Here is an 18154-nt window from a genome sequence, read left to right as displayed (position 1 = left end):
GGAGGCTGGCCATGCTGAAGACACTGCGGATCGGACCGAAACTGCTGCTGGCACCGGGACTGGTACTGTGCCTGCTGATGCTCACGGCGGGCGCTGCCTACTACGGCATGCAGCGCCAGAACGGCACACTGGAACACCTGCTGCAGGTGCGCACGGCACGGCTCAAGAACGCCGCCGATATCAGCGCCGAAGTGCGTTATGCCCATGCCCGCATCTACCAGCTGCTGGCATGGGTGAATGGCAGCTTTGCCCAGAACCGGCTGGATGAACTGAACCGCCAGATTCATCAGGGTCACGACGGCATAGACCAGCAACTGCGCCAGCTGGGGAGCGACATGGCGGCCAGCGACGATGGCGCCGAGCGGCAGATCGTCGAACAATCGCGCCGCACCCTGCAAGCCTACCGCAAAGCCGTGCAGGACACCATGGACATGGCGGCGATGGATCAAAGCATCGCCACCAATGCCATGGCCAAGGCCGAGCAGCAGTTCCAGCAGCTCAATACCCTGCTGGCGCGCCTGTCCGCACTGGAACAGCAACTGAGCACACAGGCGCACCAGCAGGCGCGCGCCGAGTTCCAGCAACTCAGTAGCGGCATGGCCGTGCTGGTGCTGCTGTCTGTGCTGCTGTCGCTGACCGTCACCATGGCCGTGCGCAGCGCCATGCTGCGCGATATCCGCGCGATTGCCGATGTGGTGCTGGCACTGGCGGCGGGCCGCCTGATTACAGGCGCCAGCAATGACGGGCGCGACGAAATCGCCGACACCGCGCGCATGCTCGACCGCACCATGGATAATCTGACCCAGACACTGGGCATCATCCGCACGGCGGTGCAGACCATCGACGTGGCCGCGCACGAAATCGCCAGCGGCAATCTGGATCTGTCCAGCCGCACCGAGCTGCAGGCCAGTTCGCTCGAGCAGACTGCCAGCGCCATGGCCAGCCTGACCGAAGCCGTGCAGCACAACGCCGCCAGCGCCCGTCAGGCCTGCCAGCTGGCGGCCAGCGCGGCGCAACTGGCGCAGACAGGCGGCAGCGCCGTGCAGCAGGCCGTGCAGACGATGGGCGATATCCGCAGCAGTTCGCGCCAGATCGTCGACATCATCAGCGTGATCGACGGCATCGCCTTCCAGACCAATATCCTCGCCCTCAATGCGGCCGTGGAAGCGGCACGCGCGGGCGAACAGGGGCGCGGCTTTGCTGTCGTGGCCAGCGAAGTGCGCACGCTGGCGCAGCGCTCGGCCGCCGCCGCGCGCGAGATCAAGACGCTGATTGCCACCTCGGTGGCCACCATCGATAGCGGTAGCGCTTCGGTACAACAGGCCGGTGCGCACATGAACGACGTGGTGGCCTCGGTCCAGCAGGTCAACGACATCATCACCCACATCTCGCAGGCCAGTGCCGAGCAGGCGCGCGGCATAGCCGAAGTCAATCTGGCGGTGGGCCAGATGGACGATGTGACCCAGCAGAATGCGGCGCTGGTGGAGCAGGCGGCGGCCGCCGCCGCCAGCCTGCAGGAGCAGGCGGTCCAGCTCTCGGCCGCGGTGGCCGTATTCCAGATGCCGGCCGCCAGTCCCGCTAGCGGCACGGCGCTGGTGCTAGCCGCACAGCCAGCGCGGCGTGGTCGAAATCGCAATCTGGACTAGGCGTACACAAGGCGGCACAAAATGATATAAAAATGTTCTTTTTCCCTAGAGGGCCGCCCCAAAAAATTGTCATTCGGCACATAAAATCGGGAAATTTAGATATCCAGCGCCGCAGCTTGCGGCGATAATTAGGGGGCACGACAGAGCGCACTAGTTTATAGTGTCGCTTTGGCATCATTTGTACCCGACCCTGAAGATTACGATGACACCAGTAGCACCACACGCCCAGCCCGACGACCACGCCGTAGAAGATGCGCTGATCCGTTCGATCCGGATTCCGCCTCGGCCCAGCCTGCTGGTCGATCTGCAGCGCGAGCTGGCCCAGCCCGATCCATCACCACGCCGCATTGCCCGCATCATCGGCAATGACGTCGGCATGTCGGGCGCGCTGCTGAAGCTAGCCAATTCGCCTTTCTTCGGCGCTGCCCGCAAAGCCAAATCGGTCGAACAGGCCATCAATTTCCTCGGCATCAGCCAGTGCGCGGCCCTGCTGACGGGCCTGCTGGCACGTCAGGCCATCGAAGGCAAGGAAGCCGACCTGAACGCCTTCTGGGAAATCTCGGCACGGCGTGCCCAGGCCGTGGTGTTCTGCTCGCGCAAACTGCGCATCGCCCCGCCCGACATCGCCCATACTTTCGGCCTGTTCTGCGATATCGGCGTGCCGCTGCTGATGAACCGCTTTGCCGACTACGCGCAGACTTATAACGAAGCCTGCGACGATCACATCAATCCCTTTACCCAGCTGGAAGACCAGCGCTACCAGACCAACCACGCGTCCATCGGCTGTCTGCTGGCGCGCAACTGGGGCCTGTCGCCCGATGTCAGCTGGGCCATCCTGCACCACCACGATTACAGCGTGCTGGAAGACCCTGCCACCGATGACGCGATCCGCTCGCTGGTCTCGCTGGCACTGCTGGCCGAACAGGGCATCCAGCGCTTCCACGGCCGCCGCATGTCCTACGAATGGGAAAAAGGCCGCGATTTCGCCTGCCGCCATCTGGGCCTGACGGAAGATGAAACGGCCGACCTGCTGGAAGAACTCAACGAAGCCCTGCATACCGAACGATAGACTATGGCAAAGAACAAGCGCCCCGTCCCGCGCAAATCGGCCAACGCGCCGGAACTCAAAGACGAACAGCAGACCACCGAACTGTGCGCCCTCGCGCTCGACCTGTCGGATGGTGAATTCAATAACGACATCGTGGCCGCCGCCACCCACGCCGAGCTGGCCCAGAAGAAGCTGGAATTCCAGCGCCTGCTGCGCAAGCTGCTCAACCAGAGCAAGGATGAAGTGCTGTATGGCGCGATCGAACTGGCACGCGACGAATCCGTCGACGGCTATCGCTACCTGCGCAACGCCATCGAAGAAGGCGCGGCCAGCGTACGCCTGCGCCATGCCGATGCGCCGGAAATGGAAATCGACGCCTTCGCCATCCCCGTATTCGTGCACAGTCAGGGCGGGCTGGATGCGGCGGCCGATTTTCAGGATAGCGCGGCGTATGATGCCGTGCTCGATAGCTTCACCGATGCCGGTCTGGAAAGCCCGCGCGCCCGCGTGGTGCTGGTCAGCCACGCCTACGACCTCAGCGAAATCGAAAAGATCACTTACGGCCAACTGCACAGCATGGTGCGCGAAGCCGAGCAATCACTGAACAACAAGAAGATCATGGCGGCACCGGCGCTGGAGCGCAGCATGGCGGCCGGCTGGGCGCCCAGCGCTTTCGGTGCCGACGATAGCGCAGTCGAACTGCGCTTCCTGCTGGGCTTTGCCCTCAAGCGCGCCGATGATCCATTCTACGCCGTGCCGGCCAAGGAAAAAGCCGCCGATGCCTATTTTGCCCAGCGCGCCGAGCGCTACCAGAAATGGACCGAGCAGTATGCCCCGATGGTGGCCCGCTGCCTGGGCCGTGGCCGCGGCAGCGACCCGGCACTGCGCCTGAACTTCCTGTATCAGGATCTGTTCTTCGGCGCGCGCACCACCGCGCAGGCCGAATACGCCATGCTGCAGATGCTGGCCACGCTGAATCAGGCCATGGACGGCCACGCGGCTGAGCAACTGCACGCCATCATCGCGCCGACCGATATCGACGATGACATGGTTCTGCGCGTGCAACTGCGTGCAGGCGACAGTGTGCTGGCCGAATGCGACCGGCCACTCGACCTGACGGCTGATCTGGAAATCGAAGTCGACGACGTGCGTGATGCACTGGCCAGTCTGGGGCTGAACCAGCTGTCGGTAGCGCTGCGTTTCGACGCCGACGGCCAGCCGCAGGAACTGCGCCCGCTCGCCTGAAGCAGCGTTTGACAGTGCCCGTACAGGCGAGGATACTTTCCTTCAGCGGAACCCGGTAGCCAAGTTTTAGTCTTAGCCTTACTGCGCTAGCCCATAGAGTCCCGCCGATACGGGAGACTGTCATGAGAGCTTGCACTATCCTGCTTTGCGCCGCCTTGCTGGGCGGCTGCGCCAGCACCACCCCGCTGGCCCAGTTGCCAGCGGCGCCGCAACTCTTCCACGACCAGCTATTTGCTGCGCCGGCCACACCGGTAGACACCGAGCATATCTTTGCCGTCAATACCGAGATGCGCGCCTACCTGCAGCGCGAAGTCAGCCACAACCTGCTGCACAAGGACGTGCGCCGTGTGCTATTCGAAGCGCTCTACCGCAAGGATAAGCTGCAGCTCGAATACGATGCCGCCATGACGCGCGATGCAGCAGAAACCTTTGCCGCCCGTTCCGGCAACTGCCTGTCGCTAGCCATCATGACAGCAGCACTGGCACGCGAACTCAATCTGAACGTACAGTTCCAGCAGGTGCAGGTGGATGAAAGCTGGAGCCGCACGGGCGACCTCTACTTCGCCAGCAACCACGTCAACCTCACACTAGGCCAGCAGCGCACGGATATCCGCAATGGCTTCGGGGTGGACCTCTCCAGCCCGCTGACGGTGGACTTCATCCCCATCACGGCCAAGGCGCGCGAAAACGCCAGGCCGCTCGATGAGAACACCATCATCGCCATGTACCTGAACAACCGCGGCGCCGAACTGCTGGCGCAGGGCCAGTACGATCAGGCTTACTGGCTAGTGCGCAAAGCCATCGAACAGGCGCCCGCCTTCCTGCATGCCTACAACACGCTGGCGGTGATCTACCAGCACCACGGCAACCTGCCCGAAGCGGAACGCACGCTGCGCTACGCCCTGCAGCAGCGGCCGGACAACGTGATCGTGCTATCGAATCTGGCGCAGGCGCTGGAAACCCAGCCGCAAGCGGAAAAACGGGCCGAAGCAGCACAGCTGCGCCAGAAACTGGCCGCGCTGGAACCGGAGCCACCGTTCTACTACTTCAATCTGGGGCAGGCCGCCATGCGCCTCGGCGACTTCCAGCGGGCGCGCGAACTGTTCAAGCGCGAACTGGCACGGGTGCCGGACTATCACGAATTCCACTTCTGGCTAGCACTGGCCGACTACCGGCTGGGCTATCTGCGCGAAGCGGACACGCACATGGTCAAGGCACTGGCCAACAGCACCACCCGCAGCGACCATGATCTGTACGCGGCCAAGCTGGACAAGCTGCGCGCTTATGAAGCGGCCACCCTGCAGAAATAGGCCGGACGGATTCAAAGGGCAGAACTGAGGCGGAACTCGCCCTCTGAGCCAGCTTGACACCCTGTTGCGGGTGAACAACAATTGTAGGCTGAGGCACGATACGTGCTGCCTACAAGGAATCCCCATGCTGCATCGCCGTTCCGTCGCGTCGACTTTCATCTATTCCAGTTGTGCCCTGCTGCTGGCTACCCTTGCAGCCTGCGGCGGCGGGGGTGGTGGCAGCACCGGTGGTGGTGGCAGCACGCCGGTGGTCAGCCCTGCGCTCACCTTCAATCCCGACACCGTGCGCGCCAGCGTGAATGCAGGCAAATCGCTGACACTGAATGTGATCGCGGCGGTGGCGCGGCCAGCCGAAGTGACGGGCACCGTATTTGCCAGCGTGGTCGATAGCAATGGCGTGCTGCAGCCGAACCCGCAGCTAGTACGCGATAGCGATAGCCAGTACCACGCCGTGCTGCAGACAGCACCGGGGCTGGCCGTGGGTACGTATAGCGGCAACTTCAGCGTGCGCCTGTGCCGCGATAGCGCCTGTGCCAGCCAGTTCCCCGGTTCACCCGTCAGCCTGCCCTACAGCCTGCAGATCGTCCCGGCCGACCAGCCGACCTTTAGCGCTACACCGGCCACCGCGCTGGCCGGCACCATCCATCTGGGCGGCGCTGCCGCTAGCCCGATCAACGTCAGCATCGTCGCTAGCAGCCGTAGCTGGAGCGTGGCCAGCGGTGCCAGCTGGCTCAAGCCGGCCGTCACCAGCGGCAGCGGCAGCGCCACGCTGGCCGTCAGCTTCGATGCCAGCGGCCTCGCCGTAGGCGAATACAGCACCACCATCATCATCAGTGCCAGCGATGGTCAGAGCGTCACCCTGCCTGCCACTCTGTCAGTCCAGCCTAGCGGTCTGATCAGCAACTCCAGCGGCCTGACGTTCAATGCCATCAATGGCGCACCGATACCGGCCCAGAACATCAGCATCGACACGGATGACAAAGCCACCGCCAACTGGAGCGCCAGCGCCAGCGTAGGCTGGCTCAGCGTCACGCCTAGCAGCGGTACCACGCCCGCCAGCATGGCGCTGTCGGTCGATCCGCGCGTGGGCACACTGGCCAGCGGCAGCTATAGCAACACCCTCAGCCTGTCCGCGCCGGGACTGAGCACACGCACCCTGCCCGTGACGCTCAACCTGACTGCCGCCACCCTGAGCGCCTCGGTCAATGCCGTCACGCTGGGCGGTACCTATGGCCGCGACTTCAGCAGCGCGCCGGCCGTCACGCTCAGCCTGAACACGCTGAGCAATAGCTGGCCATGGGTACTCGATGCACTGCCGGCATGGGCCAGCGCCAGCGCCACCAGCGGCACGGTCAGCCAGACGGGTAGCAAGCTCACTTTCAGTGCCGCGCCCAACAGCGCCAGCGTGGGCAGCAGTTCGCTCCTGCTCAACGCCACCGCCAGCGTGAATGGCGATCAGGTCAAGGCTGCCGTGCTGCTGACCATCAACAAGGACAAGCACACGCTGATCCCGTCCGAAACGGCGGTTGCCCTGAGCGGCTCGCCCGGCTGGTCGCGCCTGACGCGTACCATCACCGTCACTGACAACTTCGGCAACTTTGGCGGCATGAGCGCCAGCTCCAGCGAAAGCTGGCTAGCCGCCAACGTTACCAGCAACAAGATCGCACTGGTGGCCGACCCTAGTTCGCTGGCAGCCGACTCGCTGAATCTGGCCACCGTCACCATCACCCCGACCGATACGGACGCAGTAGCACCGGAAGAAATCCGCGTCGCCTTCTGGAAAGGCAGCCGCACACCGAGCAGCAATACCACCACCGTGCTGCCATATAGCAATGTGATCACCGACCCGATCCGCCCGTATGCCTATGTACACAACGGTAGCGCCTATATCGATGTCTACCACCTATATACGGGCCAGAAAGTGGCCAGCATTACCGGCCTCGCCAGCAGTCTGGGCGACATGACCACCAGCGCCAATGGCGACCTGCTGTATCTGCTGGACCTGAGCAACCGGGCCCTCGTCACTATCAACCTGAACACCCAGACGGTGACAGGCAATCTGGCGCTCAGTGCAGCGGACCGCAACACCCGCCTGAAGATACTGCGTCCGAACGGCGTCGAGATCCTGGCACTGAGTAATGGTGCGGCCTACCTGACCAGCAATAAAACCAAGCTCAGCCTGCCACTGAGCAGCGGCACGCTGGCGGTCAGCGGTGATGGCAAACGTCTGCTGCAGCAGAGCGAAGATAGTGGCACGGTACAGATCGCTACCTATAGCGTGGACTACGCGGCGCTCAACGGCGGCACCCTGTATCCCGCCAAAGTCACGGCCGCCAGCCACGCGGGCGCCGGCACGCAGGGACAGGATATCGCCGTCAGTCTGGATGGCACGCGCCTCTACAGCGCCAGCGCCACGCCTAAATCGTGCAGTATCCTGAATCCGGCGGATCTGGGCGTGCTAGCCTATCTGCCCGCCGGCGATGGCGCCCCCAACAATGTGGAAGTGGGCAGCGATGGCCGGCTCTACTGCGGCACGGCCGCCAATGGCGCGGTCAGCGATATCTGGCTATATAGCAGCAGCGGCACCCTGCTCAACCAGTTCAAGCTGACCAGCACAGGCAAGCAACTGGCGGCGCGCCAGATGGCCGTATCGGGCGATGGCCTGACCCTGATCGCCATCACGACGGACGGCACCACCACCATCGTGCCGGTCGGACCTTAAGCCCATGGCTTACGACCCCGTCGTACTTGATCATATTTTCTGGCAGGCGCTGACGGGGCCGCATGCCTGCTACGCCAGCGGCAGCGGTGGTGCGCGGCGCTATGTGGAAGGCTTCTCGCCCATCATCGCGTTTGCCGATCCCGCACAGCCCGACTTCGACGGTCTGCGCGAAGTCTGCAAGGCTGGTGAACATTTTTACTGCGATAGCTGGCAGGGGCCGGTGCCCGAGGGCTGGCAGATCGAAGTGGAATCATCCATGTTCCGCATGGTGTGGGCAGGCGAATGTCCGGCCACCGATACGGCGCCGCAGGCGATACGCCTGACAGCCGAACATGCGCCACAGGCGGTGGCGCTGGCACAGCTGTGCAAGCCGGGGCCGTTCGGCCTGCGCACCATCGAACTGGGCGAATACTGGGGCATCTTCGAGCATGACGAGCTGATCGCCATGGCCGGCGAGCGCCTGCGCGCACCGGGCCTGTGCGAAATCAGCGGCGTGTGCACTCACCCATCGGCACAGGGACGGGGACTGGCACCCGCGCTGATCCGCAAAGTATTGCGCCAGCAAATGCTGCGCGGCGACACGCCCTTCCTGCACGTGATGCACGACAATCCCGCCCACCAGCTCTACCTGCGCATGGGCTTCCGCGACTACCGCCAGACCGTGGTGCGCGTACTGGCCCGTACTACCACGAACTGAATCAGATCCGCTAACGCGGGCGCTCTTAATTACCCTGTCAGCCGCGGGAAAATTTACTCGTTTGACTGAGCGCAAACACTTCTACTCTTCGTATCCAGTTCCAAGCCATCCAACTTAGACTAGATCCGATATTCATGGAGATCATTCTTTCATCCGCCGGCTAGCTTACTCCGGAGCGCCGCGCAGTCCGATCTATGCACTTGCCGATATTCGCTTATAGGCTAATATGTATCACATACTGCACTACATTGACGCACAAGGCAGAGATCGGTATCAGGAATGGTTGGATAGGCTACGTGACCGCCAAGCTAAAGTCGCCATCATCCGGCGCGTGGCTCGGCTCGCCAGTGGTCTGAGCGGCGATACAGATGCTGCAGGACTGGAAAAGCAGAAATGGAAAAGCCTCACCGCTCTCATGATGAAGCAACTGCCGCCATGTTCCGTGCTGACCCAGCGCTGGCAGCAGACTACCTTAACGACGTGCTGGCTAGCGGCGACGAGGTTGACTTAATGCTCGCTCTACGTTCCTTGAGCGCGGCATTCGGTGGTGTGCAAGAGATTGCTCGAGTTGCCGAAGCTAATCCGAACACGATGTATCGCACCTTATCGGAGCATGGTAATCCATCAATTCGCACCCTACGTGCCATCTTAGCTGCCATGGGCTTACGTCTGGCAGTTCAACCGCTCGGGTAAGCCAGTCCGTTGCGCAGTTCCACCAGCAGCCAGTCAGGCCTGCCCCAGTTTCTGCCATTGCAGCAGCTTTTCGTTGTAAGGCAAAGTATAGGCAGGGCTGCTGGATGGCAGCTCAACGATACGGTAGTGTGCTGCGCGCTCGCCCAGTATCTTCAGGCCCAGCCGCGCTGCCGTACCGCCATTGAAGCCTATCGTGCGTATGGTGGGAAAGCGCGCCAGTAGCGCCAGCAGGTCGTTATCATCGCGCTGACGGATGGCGCTATCGAGGCTACCCGCACGCTGCGCTTCGGCCACCACATCCCACAGGCCAAAGCCGTGCGCCAGCAAAGTCTGCAGCCGCGCGGCATAGTCCAGCCCCACCAGATCCGTGGCCAGCACGGCCGACATCAGGCGCCAGAAGGCATTCTGGCGGTTACCGTAATACTGCGCTTTGGCCAGCGATTGCACGCCGGGCAGGCTGCCCAGTATCAGCACGCTGGTATGCGCGTCCACCACGGGCGGGAAGCAGCGCTGGCGTTGCCCGTCGCTTGCATCTACATCCACGGCCGTGCTGGCCGAATCAAGTGTGGTATCCATAGCCGGCATTCTACGCAAGCTGCGCCATAGCCGCAGACTGCGTGTAGAATTCATCGCACGATCGTACTAAAAAGTATGACGACTACCACGGAGACTGCCATGCCATCGACCCGCACCATCGACGTGCTGCTGGAGCAATACAGCGCCAGCCACTTGCATCCCACCAATGAATGGATACACATCGTCTGTGTGCCCACCATCGTATTTACCCTGCTGGGACTGCTGTGGGCAATGCACCCGCTGCTGGCCGCAGGGGTGGTGGTGGCCGCGCTGGCTTATTACTTCAAGCTGTCGCGCCCGTTTGCACTGGGGATGCTGCTGATGTCGGGCAGCATGCTGACCATTCTCGCGGTCTTGCCGCAAAACCAGATTCTGTCCGTTTGCCTAAGTGTGTTTGTGCTGGCGTGGATAGGCCAGTTCATCGGCCACAAGATCGAAGGTAAAAAACCTTCCTTCTTTGATGATCTGCGCTTTTTGCTGATTGGCCCGCTGTTCGTGCTGGGCTTCCTGTACCGCCGCTTGCGGCTGGCCTACTAGCGTAGACTGGCCAGCGCAAACAGGGTTTGCGCTGCACTGTGCACATCGTCGTCCGGCAGCATCAGCACCAGTGCGGTGCTGACTGCAACATAGCCCAGTAGGCCGACAACTTTGATCTGTAGCGCGGTACTCATGGCGCCCTCCTTCGATGATGTGTCATTCCATCATACTTGCATTTTCTACAAATTGCTCATTTTTTACGCAATGATACAAATTTAGGCTCAGTAGAGACATTTTCTGTTGCGTCGCAACAAAATTTATCCGCTAGGCAAGCACCGCCGCCCACCGCTATACTCGTCCGATGTCCTCTCCTATCCTGTTTCTGATTGCCTGCCTGATCTGGGGCTCCACCTTCTTTGCCATCACCCTGCAACTGGGCGAGGTTCCGCCAGCCGTCTCCGTGGTGTACCGTTTTGCCCTGTCGGCGGCCGTGCTGTTCGCCTGGTGTCTGGTGCGCGGCGACCGCCTGCGCATGCCATGGCGAGTGCAGCGCTGGATGCTGCTGCAAGGCTGCGCCACGTTCGGCATCAGCTATATCTGCACCTACACCTCGGAACAGTATCTGGTATCCGGTCTGGTAGCCGTGCTGTTCGCCCTGATGGTGTTCTGGAATCCCATTCTCAACCGCATGTTTTTCGGCACACCGCTAAGCTGGCGCACGTGGAGCGCCGGTGCCGTGGCAATTGCCGGTGTCAGCCTGCTGTTCTATCAGTCGATTGGTGACGCTTGGGCGGAAATCCGTTCGGGCGGCAACGGCCACTTCCTGCTGGGGCTGGTACTGGCGCTGACCGCCACCATCGCCAGTTCGGTCGGCAATGTGGTGGTCATCAAAGTGCGCGAACAGTCGCCCAATGTGCTGCTGACCATGGCGTGGTCCATGCTCTGGGGCAGCCTGCTGGTAGCGCTGTGGGTACTGGCCAGCGGTCAGTCGTTCCGCCTGCCCCATGGCCTGCCTTACTGGGGCGGCCTGCTATATCTGTCGCTATTCGGTTCGGTGATCGCGTTTGCCGCCTACTTCACCCTGATCCACCGCATCGGCTCGCACAAGGCCGTGTACATCGGCGTGGTAACGCCGGTGATCTCGGTACTGCTGTCGATCCAGCTAGAACACTACCGTCCCGGCCCGCTCGAATGGCTGGGCATGATCCTGTGTATTTCCAGCGTAGCCTGGGCCTTGAAATCCGATAGCCCCTCTCCATCCACCAGTACGGACTGAACTATGACCACTAGCAATCTGACTATCCGCCCGGCCACGCCGGCCGACGTTGAAGCCATCTTCGGCATGATCTACGAACTGGCCGTGTTCGAGAAACTCGAACACATGGTGGTGGCCACGCCCGCCATGCTGCACGATAGCCTGTTCTGCGCAAAGCCAGTATGTGAAGCCATCGTAGGCGAAACGGAAGGCGAAGTGGTGACCTTTGCCCTGTTCTTCCACAACTTCTCCACCTTCCTGTGCAAGAAAGGGCTGTATCTGGAAGACCTGTACGTCAAGCAGGCGCGCCGAGGCCATGGCTACGGCAAGCAGATGCTGGTGGCGCTGGCCAAGCTGGCGGTGGAACGCGATTGCGGCCGCTTCGAGTGGTCGGTGCTGGACTGGAATGCCAACGCCATCAAATTCTACGAGGGCATGGGCGCCGACCTGCTGCCCGACTGGCGCATCTGCCGCGTGACGGGCAATGCGCTGACTCATATGTCGTCCGGCAGCTAGGCCGCTATTGTGCTTTCAGGTGCCGCTGCGCAGCAGCGGCGCTTTCAGCGTCTGGCTCAGAGTTTCGTAAGCTTCGGCCAGATGGGCCTGCACTTCGCGGCTAGCTTTGCTGCCGTTAGAGCGCCCCTGCGCCGCACGCAGTTCACGCTGTAACTGCAGCGCATACTGGCGCTGCAGGCTGCGCGCATCGGCCAGCGTGGGGGTGGGATTGCGCAGCAGTCCCGCACACAGCCGCTTCAGATGTTCACGCTGCAGATTGCGCCGCGCCGGCGTAATCTCCTTGCCCGATTTGAGTTCGCTCCAGATGGCGCCCTGCAGGCTGCCATACAGTTCATCCAGACTCAGTACCTGCCGCTTGTCGGTAAGCTTCTCCTGCGAATCAATCAGGCGCGTGGCCACTGCATCCGCCATCAACTGATCCAGCGCTGCCGTCTGCAAAGCCAGCACGCGCGCGCCCACCGACACATCCGGCCGTGCCGTCATCTCGAACGGCTCGGGCGTCAAGCGGCTCACCAGTGCGGGCGAGAAATGCAGGCTGTCAGCCTTGAACAAGCTTCCCGTAATCAGCTGCAGCGCAGCGCGCTGGCGCGCTAGCGACACCGGCGTAAAAGCTGCCCGTCCGGTGCCGGCATGGTCATGCACATAGCTGACGCCACCGATGTATTTGACTGCCAGCGGCAGGGTGCGCGCATATTGCTGATAGCCGTTCTCGAAGCCGCGCCGCAGACTGTCGAAACTCTCGCCCGGTTTCAGCGTGCGCCGTTCCAGCCGGTCCCACAGTTCGCGCGACATGGCCAGCCGGCGCTGCACATAGGCCAGCGGATCGCTACCCAGATCATAGGAATTCACGGCAGGATCGGTATTGAAACCTCCCGCTTCCAGATCGGAACCAAAGGCCAGTTCCGGCTCACCCGAACGGGCCGCGATGCGTGCCAGCTCCTCTTTTTCCTGCGCCGCCTCGATAGGCTTGTAGGCGTATTCGATGGCCCAGTAATCGTACGGCCCCAGTGCCGACGGTACATACTCGCCCTGCGTTTCGCCCTTGAGCGCCAGATTGAACGGCGTGTAGTCCATGACCGAGCCGGCCATGCCATGCTTCCGGGTGAACTCCGCATCCTGCAACTGCTTCAGGCTATACACGGTGGAAGCGCGGAAGTTGTGGCGCAGGCCCAGCGTGTGGCCGATTTCATGCATCACCACGGCGCGCACATAGGCTTGCGCCAGCGCTTCCGCTTCGGGGCCGGCCATATCCGTTTCGCTGCGCGTGGACAGCAGGCCCATGGCAAATTCCAGTTCCGTCGTCACGCCATCCTGATACTGGCAACGGTCATCCGCCGCGGCCAACGCATCGCTGGCGATCTGGCGCCGTGCACCACGGGCAAACACATCGGAAACAGCAATGTCGGCATCGAGAATTTCGCCGCTGCGCGGATCCACCTGACGGGGGCCTAGCGAGAACCCCACATCGTTACCAAAGAACCAGCGCACCGAAGCGTGGCGCGCATCCAGGGTGTCGAAACGGTCGGTTTCGCTTTGCTGCTTGACCACGATGGCATCCTTGAAGCCGATACGCTCGAACGCCGCATTCCATGCCAGCACGCCCTGCTTCACCGACTCGCGGTACTTGTGCGGCACATTCGCATCGATCCAGTAGACGATGGGCTGTTTTGGCGCCGACAGTGGCAGCGCAGGGTCCAGCTTTTCTAAACGCCAGCGCTCCACCAGATGCACCGCCGTCGTCGGCGTCACATCGTCGGAAAAATCATGCGCGGTGCGCACGAAATGGCCGATGCGTTCATCGGCCGGCCGGCCCGCCATAGGCTGGGCGGGCAGTGGCATGAAGTTGTAATAGAAACCGAGGAACAGGCTACGCGCATCGGGCAGCGTGGTCGGCGGGGCATAGCCGCTCGCCTGCGCTGATGCCGCTGCGGCGGCCGTTGCCGGTGCTGCAGGCAGGCGCGGGACAAAGTAATGCGCCTGCACCTGCAGACCGGTCATGCTGTCATCCGAACGCACACTCTGGAAACTGCTGTTGCGCGCATCCACCGCATACGGCAGGCGGAAAGCCGTTTCCAGCCGCGTACCATACCCCGCCATGTCGCCGAACAGCAGGGTACTGGCGTCGATCAGTATGGCACCATTCTGCGCCTGCGGGCCGCTGATGACGGGCGCAATCGCCAGCAGGCTGTCCGAATAAGCCTGCGCCACCGCCAGTGCCTGCGGCGTACCGGCCTTGGCGCCATAGCGCGTATTCTTAGCGATAAGCTGCACCAGTGGTCCCACCCGGTGGAACACTACCACCTGACTCATGCCCATCTGGCCACCGTAGATGCCACGCTCGCCGATGCCGTTAGGCGTATTTACCGACATGAACATAGGGCGGTCGAACTGGTCGGGACGCAGTTCGATCCAGACTTTTTCCTCTTTCTGATACAGCCCCAGAAAACCCGCTACATGGGCGGCACCGCGCACAATCTCGGCAAAAGGACGCGCACCGGGTGGCGTAGGCAGAACGACCGGCGCAGCACTCGGCGTGGCGGGCGTCGTTGCAGCAACGGCAGGGGCTACCTGCACTTCCGGCACATGCGGCGCGGGCGCCGGTTGCGGATGAACGGGTTCCTGCGCCAGCGCAGTGGCGCTCAGCGTCAGCAAAACGGCCGCGCGGAGGGAATTCACGACAAACATGGGCTTCCTGTTACGTTAGAACGAGCATCGCATACTGTAACCGATCGCCCGTGCTATTCCGTAAAATTTGCCGAGGCTACCCTCTAAATCGGCGCGCCAGACAACACTTGGCGCAACACCCCGCGCTGCACCACGCCGCAGCAGGGGTTATGGCCGATAGCATACGACAGGTCGGCAGGACGGGCGATGCGCCACAGCGCGAAATCAGCCTGCTTGCCGACTTCCAGCGTGCCGATGCGATCCTGCCGCCCAAGCGCACGCGCGGCATGGCGGGTGCAGCCGGCCAGCGCTTCCAGCGGCGTCAGACGCCACAGGGTGCACACCATATTCATGGCCAGCAGCAGCGAGGTCATGGGCGAGGTGCCGGGATTGCAGTCCGTCGCCACAGCCATGGCCACACCGGCCTCGCGCAGTGCCGCCACCGGTGGCGGCGTGGTATCGCGCAGGAAGTAGTAGGCCCCGGGCAGTAGCACGGCTACCGTACCGGCAGCCGCCATGGCAGCGATGCCGCTGGCGCTCAGATGCTCAAGGTGGTCGGCCGACAGCCCCTGATAGCGCGCTACCAACGCTGCGCCGGCCTGATCGGACAGCTGCTCGGCATGCAGTTTGACGGGCAGGCCCAGTGCCTTGGCAGCCGCGAACACGCGCTCCGTCTGGGCCGGCGTAAAGCCTATGCGCTCGCAGAAGGCATCGACTGCATCGATCAGCCCTTCTGCGGCCAGCGGCGCCATCATGGCGCATACGGCATCGACGTAATCGTCGGCGCGGCCGGCAAACTCGGGCGGCACGGCATGGGCGCCAAGGAAGGTCGTCGCCACATCAACCGGCAGTTCGCGCCCGATGCGGCGCGCCACGCGCAGCATGGCCGCTTCGGAGACCTGCGTCAGGCCATAGCCGGATTTGATTTCCAGCGTCGTCACGCCTTCCGCCAGTAAGCTGCGCACGCGCGGCAGGCTGGCCTGCAGCAGTTCGTCCTCGCTGGCGGCACGGGTGGCGCGTACGGTGGACATGATGCCGCCACCGGCACGGGCAATATCCTCGTAAGTGGCGCCGTTCAGGCGCGCTTCGAATTCGTCGCTACGGTTGCCGGCGTGGACGATGTGGGTATGGCAGTCGATCAGGCCCGGCGTCAGCCAGCAGCCTGCGCCATCATGCACGCGCGCGGCCTGCCCGTCCGCCGGCAGTTGCTCCATAGGCCCCAGCCATGCGATGCGGCCATCCCTGACAGCGATTGCCCCATCCCGCACTTCGCCATAGCCATCGACCATGGTGGCCAGATGCACATTGGTAAACAACACATCCCACATCGTTACAGCTTCCTAGTGATTGATGATATCGACCACGAATACCGTGGCTTGCGCCGCGTCCATGTGCCAATCCTGCCCGTCTTCCAGCACCAGCAGGTCGTAGCGCACCATGGCGACGCGTTCGCACTCGCTGCTCACTGTCAGCCCTTCGCCATCGGCGAGGAACAGCAGCGTCGTGGCAGCGCGCCGCTTGAGTGGCTGGCTGCCACGCACCACCTGCAATTCCAGCCGGTGGCGGCAGGCGCCGCGCCGCGTCATCACGTTGAAATCCGTGGTCACATCGCCGGCCACGGTGGCATGCACGGCCGCGTCGCCATCGAATTCGATCACGGGATCGCTGGGACTGAGCACAAAACGTTCGTCGCCGAAGTCCAGCAATACACCATCGCCATCCACCAGCGCCAGCGTGCGGTCTATGCCGGCAAACACGGAGAACGGGCCGCTCTCGGAAATCGTCGCAAGGCTGATGCGCCAGTCGAAACTATCGAAGCCGGCACCGGCAGGCGACACCAGTATTTCGGTGGTACTGCCGCCACCGTTCTTCCATGGCGTGGGACGCAGGCTGGCATACTGGATAAGCTGGCTCATCGTAACTCCCGCAGTTCAGTCAAAGTCTGTTTGAAGCGCGCCGCGATCTCCTGCTGCGCCACGTGCTGGCCACGCTGCACCAGCCAGCGTCCGCCAACCATTACATCGCGCACCAGATTGTCGTTGCCGCTGAAGATAAAGCTGCCCAGCACTTCATCGAGCGCCAGCGCGTGCAGATTCGGATGATCCTCGTCCGGCACCACCAGATCGGCGCGACGCCCTACTTCCAGCGTGCCCACCGGGCGGCCACTGGCCTGTGCGCCGCCCTGCAGGGCACGCTGCCAGAGGAAGTCGCCCACGTTGCGCTCACTGTCCGATACTGCAATATTACGCCGTTGCTGCTGCAAACGCTGGCCATATTCGAGCCAGCGCAGTTCTTCCACGGCGCTTTGCGAAATATGCGAATCGCTGCCCACGCCGAAGCGCCCACCCAGCGACAGGAATTCTTCCAGCGGGAACAGGCCGTCGCCCAGATTGGCTTCCGTGGTGGGGCACAGGCCGGCCACGGCGCCACTGCGCGCCATGCTCTGCACTTCATCCTGCACCAGATGGGTGGCGTGGATCAGGCACCAGCGCTGATCGACCTCCACCTGATCATACAGATGCTGCACAGGACGGCGGCCGCACCAGTCCAGCGCCTGCTGTACTTCGGCCATCTGCTCGGCGATGTGGATATGAACGGGACGGCTGGCAGGCAAGGCCGCCAGCACGGTATTGATCTGCTGCGCCGTGGCAGCGCGCAGCGAATGGGGCGCCACCCCAACTTCCGTCTGGGCGTCGCGCAGCGGTTCCAGCGCTTCGATAATGCGCAGCACATCGGCGGCATCGGTGCGGAAGCGCTGCTGCTCGGGTTTCAAGGGGCTCTCGCCAAAACCGGAATAGCTGTACAACACGGGCAGCATGGTCATGCCTATGCCGGCCAGCCGCGCACCGGCAATCACGCGCTGCGCTGTTTCCGCTGGCTGCGCATACATGCTGCCGTCCGGTGCACGCTGCACATAGTGGAATTCGCACAGCGAAGTGTAGCCGTGACGCAGACATTCGACGAATAGCTGCGCCGCGATGGCTTCCATCTGTTCAGGCGTGATATTGCGGGCAAAGCGGTACATCAGTTCGCGCCACGTCCAGAAGCTGTCGCGCCCCGGCCCGGCTTTTTCCGTACGGCCGCCTAGCGCGCGCTGGAAGCTGTGCGAATGCAGATTGATCATGCCGGGCAGGACATAGCTCACCACGGACACCGAGCCGTCTGCCACGGCTGCAGCAGCGGCGGCATCGGGCGTAATCGCCGTGATGGTGCCCGCCGCATCCCATGCGATCAGCACATCGTTGCACCAGCCTTGCGGCAGTAGTGCGTGACGGGCAAACAGCTGATTGCGTTGCATACTCACC

General features: G+C 62.7%; 16 protein-coding genes. 10 read left to right on the top strand and 6 right to left on the bottom strand.

Features of this window, described 5'->3' with window-relative positions:
• Positions 1–11 precede the first annotated feature (11 nt).
• The 7 genes from ABNT42_RS08580 to ABNT42_RS08550 all read left to right on the top strand — a co-directional run bounded on the left by ABNT42_RS08580 (position 12) and on the right by ABNT42_RS08550 (position 9361).
• Positions 12–1646, top strand: a complete 1635-nt coding sequence (locus ABNT42_RS08580; protein ID WP_348696257.1) for a methyl-accepting chemotaxis protein — start codon at positions 12–14, stop codon at positions 1644–1646.
• A 202-nt stretch (positions 1647–1848) separates the two neighbouring features.
• Positions 1849–2715: an HDOD domain-containing protein gene (locus ABNT42_RS08575; protein WP_348696256.1), complete on the top strand. Its 867-nt coding sequence runs from the start codon at positions 1849–1851 to the stop codon at positions 2713–2715.
• A 3-nt stretch (positions 2716–2718) separates the two neighbouring features.
• Entirely contained in the window at positions 2719–3939 is a 1221-nt protein-coding gene (locus ABNT42_RS08570) for a DUF2863 family protein (protein WP_348696255.1), read from the top strand.
• 122 nt (positions 3940–4061) lie between these two features.
• Complete coding sequence (locus tag ABNT42_RS08565; protein WP_348696254.1) at positions 4062–5249, top strand: tetratricopeptide repeat protein; 1188 nt, start codon at positions 4062–4064, stop codon at positions 5247–5249.
• Between the two features lie 124 nt (positions 5250–5373).
• The gene (locus tag ABNT42_RS08560; RefSeq protein ID WP_348696253.1) at positions 5374–7971 is read left to right on the top strand and encodes a quinoprotein amine dehydrogenase; all 2598 of its coding nucleotides are present in this window, start codon (positions 5374–5376) and stop codon (positions 7969–7971) included.
• A gap of 4 nt (positions 7972–7975) precedes the next feature.
• A complete protein-coding gene (locus ABNT42_RS08555; RefSeq protein WP_348696252.1) occupies positions 7976–8668 on the top strand; it encodes a GNAT family N-acetyltransferase in 693 nt (230 codons plus the stop codon).
• A gap of 393 nt (positions 8669–9061) precedes the next feature.
• On the top strand, positions 9062–9361 hold the full coding sequence (locus tag ABNT42_RS08550; protein WP_348696251.1) for an addiction module antidote protein: 300 nt from the start codon (positions 9062–9064) through the stop codon (positions 9359–9361).
• 33 nt (positions 9362–9394) lie between these two features.
• Here the strand turns inward: ABNT42_RS08550 and ABNT42_RS08545 are convergent, their stop codons facing one another.
• Positions 9395–9937, bottom strand: a complete 543-nt coding sequence (locus ABNT42_RS08545; RefSeq protein WP_348696250.1) for a DNA-deoxyinosine glycosylase — start codon at positions 9935–9937, stop codon at positions 9395–9397.
• Between the two features lie 99 nt (positions 9938–10036).
• On the opposite strand from ABNT42_RS08545, the gene ABNT42_RS08540 reads away from it, so the two are divergent.
• Positions 10037–10474 carry an Mpo1-like protein gene (locus tag ABNT42_RS08540; protein ID WP_348696493.1) on the top strand — a complete coding sequence of 146 codons (438 nt, stop codon included), beginning with the start codon at positions 10037–10039 and terminating at the stop codon, positions 10472–10474.
• On the opposite strand, the gene ABNT42_RS08535 is transcribed toward ABNT42_RS08540, so the two are convergent.
• Complete coding sequence (locus ABNT42_RS08535; RefSeq protein WP_348696249.1) at positions 10471–10608, bottom strand: hypothetical protein; 138 nt, start codon at positions 10606–10608, stop codon at positions 10471–10473. The two genes, ABNT42_RS08540 and ABNT42_RS08535, sit on opposite strands and share 4 nt — an antisense overlap.
• Before the next feature lie 167 nt (positions 10609–10775).
• Between ABNT42_RS08535 and ABNT42_RS08530 the strand changes: the two genes are divergently transcribed.
• Both ABNT42_RS08530 and ABNT42_RS08525 read left to right on the top strand, forming a co-directional pair.
• Positions 10776–11690 (top strand): EamA family transporter, encoded by a 915-nt coding sequence (locus tag ABNT42_RS08530; protein WP_348696248.1) that lies wholly within the window; start codon positions 10776–10778, stop codon positions 11688–11690.
• A gap of 3 nt (positions 11691–11693) precedes the next feature.
• The gene (locus ABNT42_RS08525; protein WP_348696247.1) at positions 11694–12185 is read left to right on the top strand and encodes a GNAT family N-acetyltransferase; all 492 of its coding nucleotides are present in this window, start codon (positions 11694–11696) and stop codon (positions 12183–12185) included.
• A gap of 15 nt (positions 12186–12200) precedes the next feature.
• On the opposite strand, the gene ABNT42_RS08520 is transcribed toward ABNT42_RS08525, so the two are convergent.
• The 4 genes from ABNT42_RS08520 to ABNT42_RS08505 form a co-directional block, all read right to left on the bottom strand.
• Positions 12201–14870, bottom strand: coding sequence for a zinc-dependent metalloprotease (locus ABNT42_RS08520; protein ID WP_348696246.1), 2670 nt, complete (start codon positions 14868–14870; stop codon positions 12201–12203).
• A gap of 83 nt (positions 14871–14953) precedes the next feature.
• Positions 14954–16177 carry an imidazolonepropionase gene (gene hutI / locus ABNT42_RS08515; protein ID WP_348696245.1) on the bottom strand — a complete coding sequence of 408 codons (1224 nt, stop codon included), beginning with the start codon at positions 16175–16177 and terminating at the stop codon, positions 14954–14956.
• 12 nt (positions 16178–16189) lie between these two features.
• On the bottom strand, positions 16190–16765 hold the full coding sequence (locus tag ABNT42_RS08510) for a HutD family protein (protein ID WP_348696244.1): 576 nt from the start codon (positions 16763–16765) through the stop codon (positions 16190–16192).
• A complete protein-coding gene (locus ABNT42_RS08505; RefSeq protein ID WP_348696243.1) occupies positions 16762–18147 on the bottom strand; it encodes a formimidoylglutamate deiminase in 1386 nt (461 codons plus the stop codon). The genes ABNT42_RS08510 and ABNT42_RS08505 overlap by 4 nt, the downstream gene beginning before the upstream one ends.
• Positions 18148–18154 lie beyond the last annotated feature (7 nt).

This window comes from Duganella fentianensis, assembly GCF_964031615.1.
GTDB lineage: Bacteria > Pseudomonadota > Gammaproteobacteria > Burkholderiales > Burkholderiaceae_D > Rugamonas > Rugamonas fentianensis_A.
This window is presented reverse-complemented; position numbering and strand designations above follow the sequence as displayed.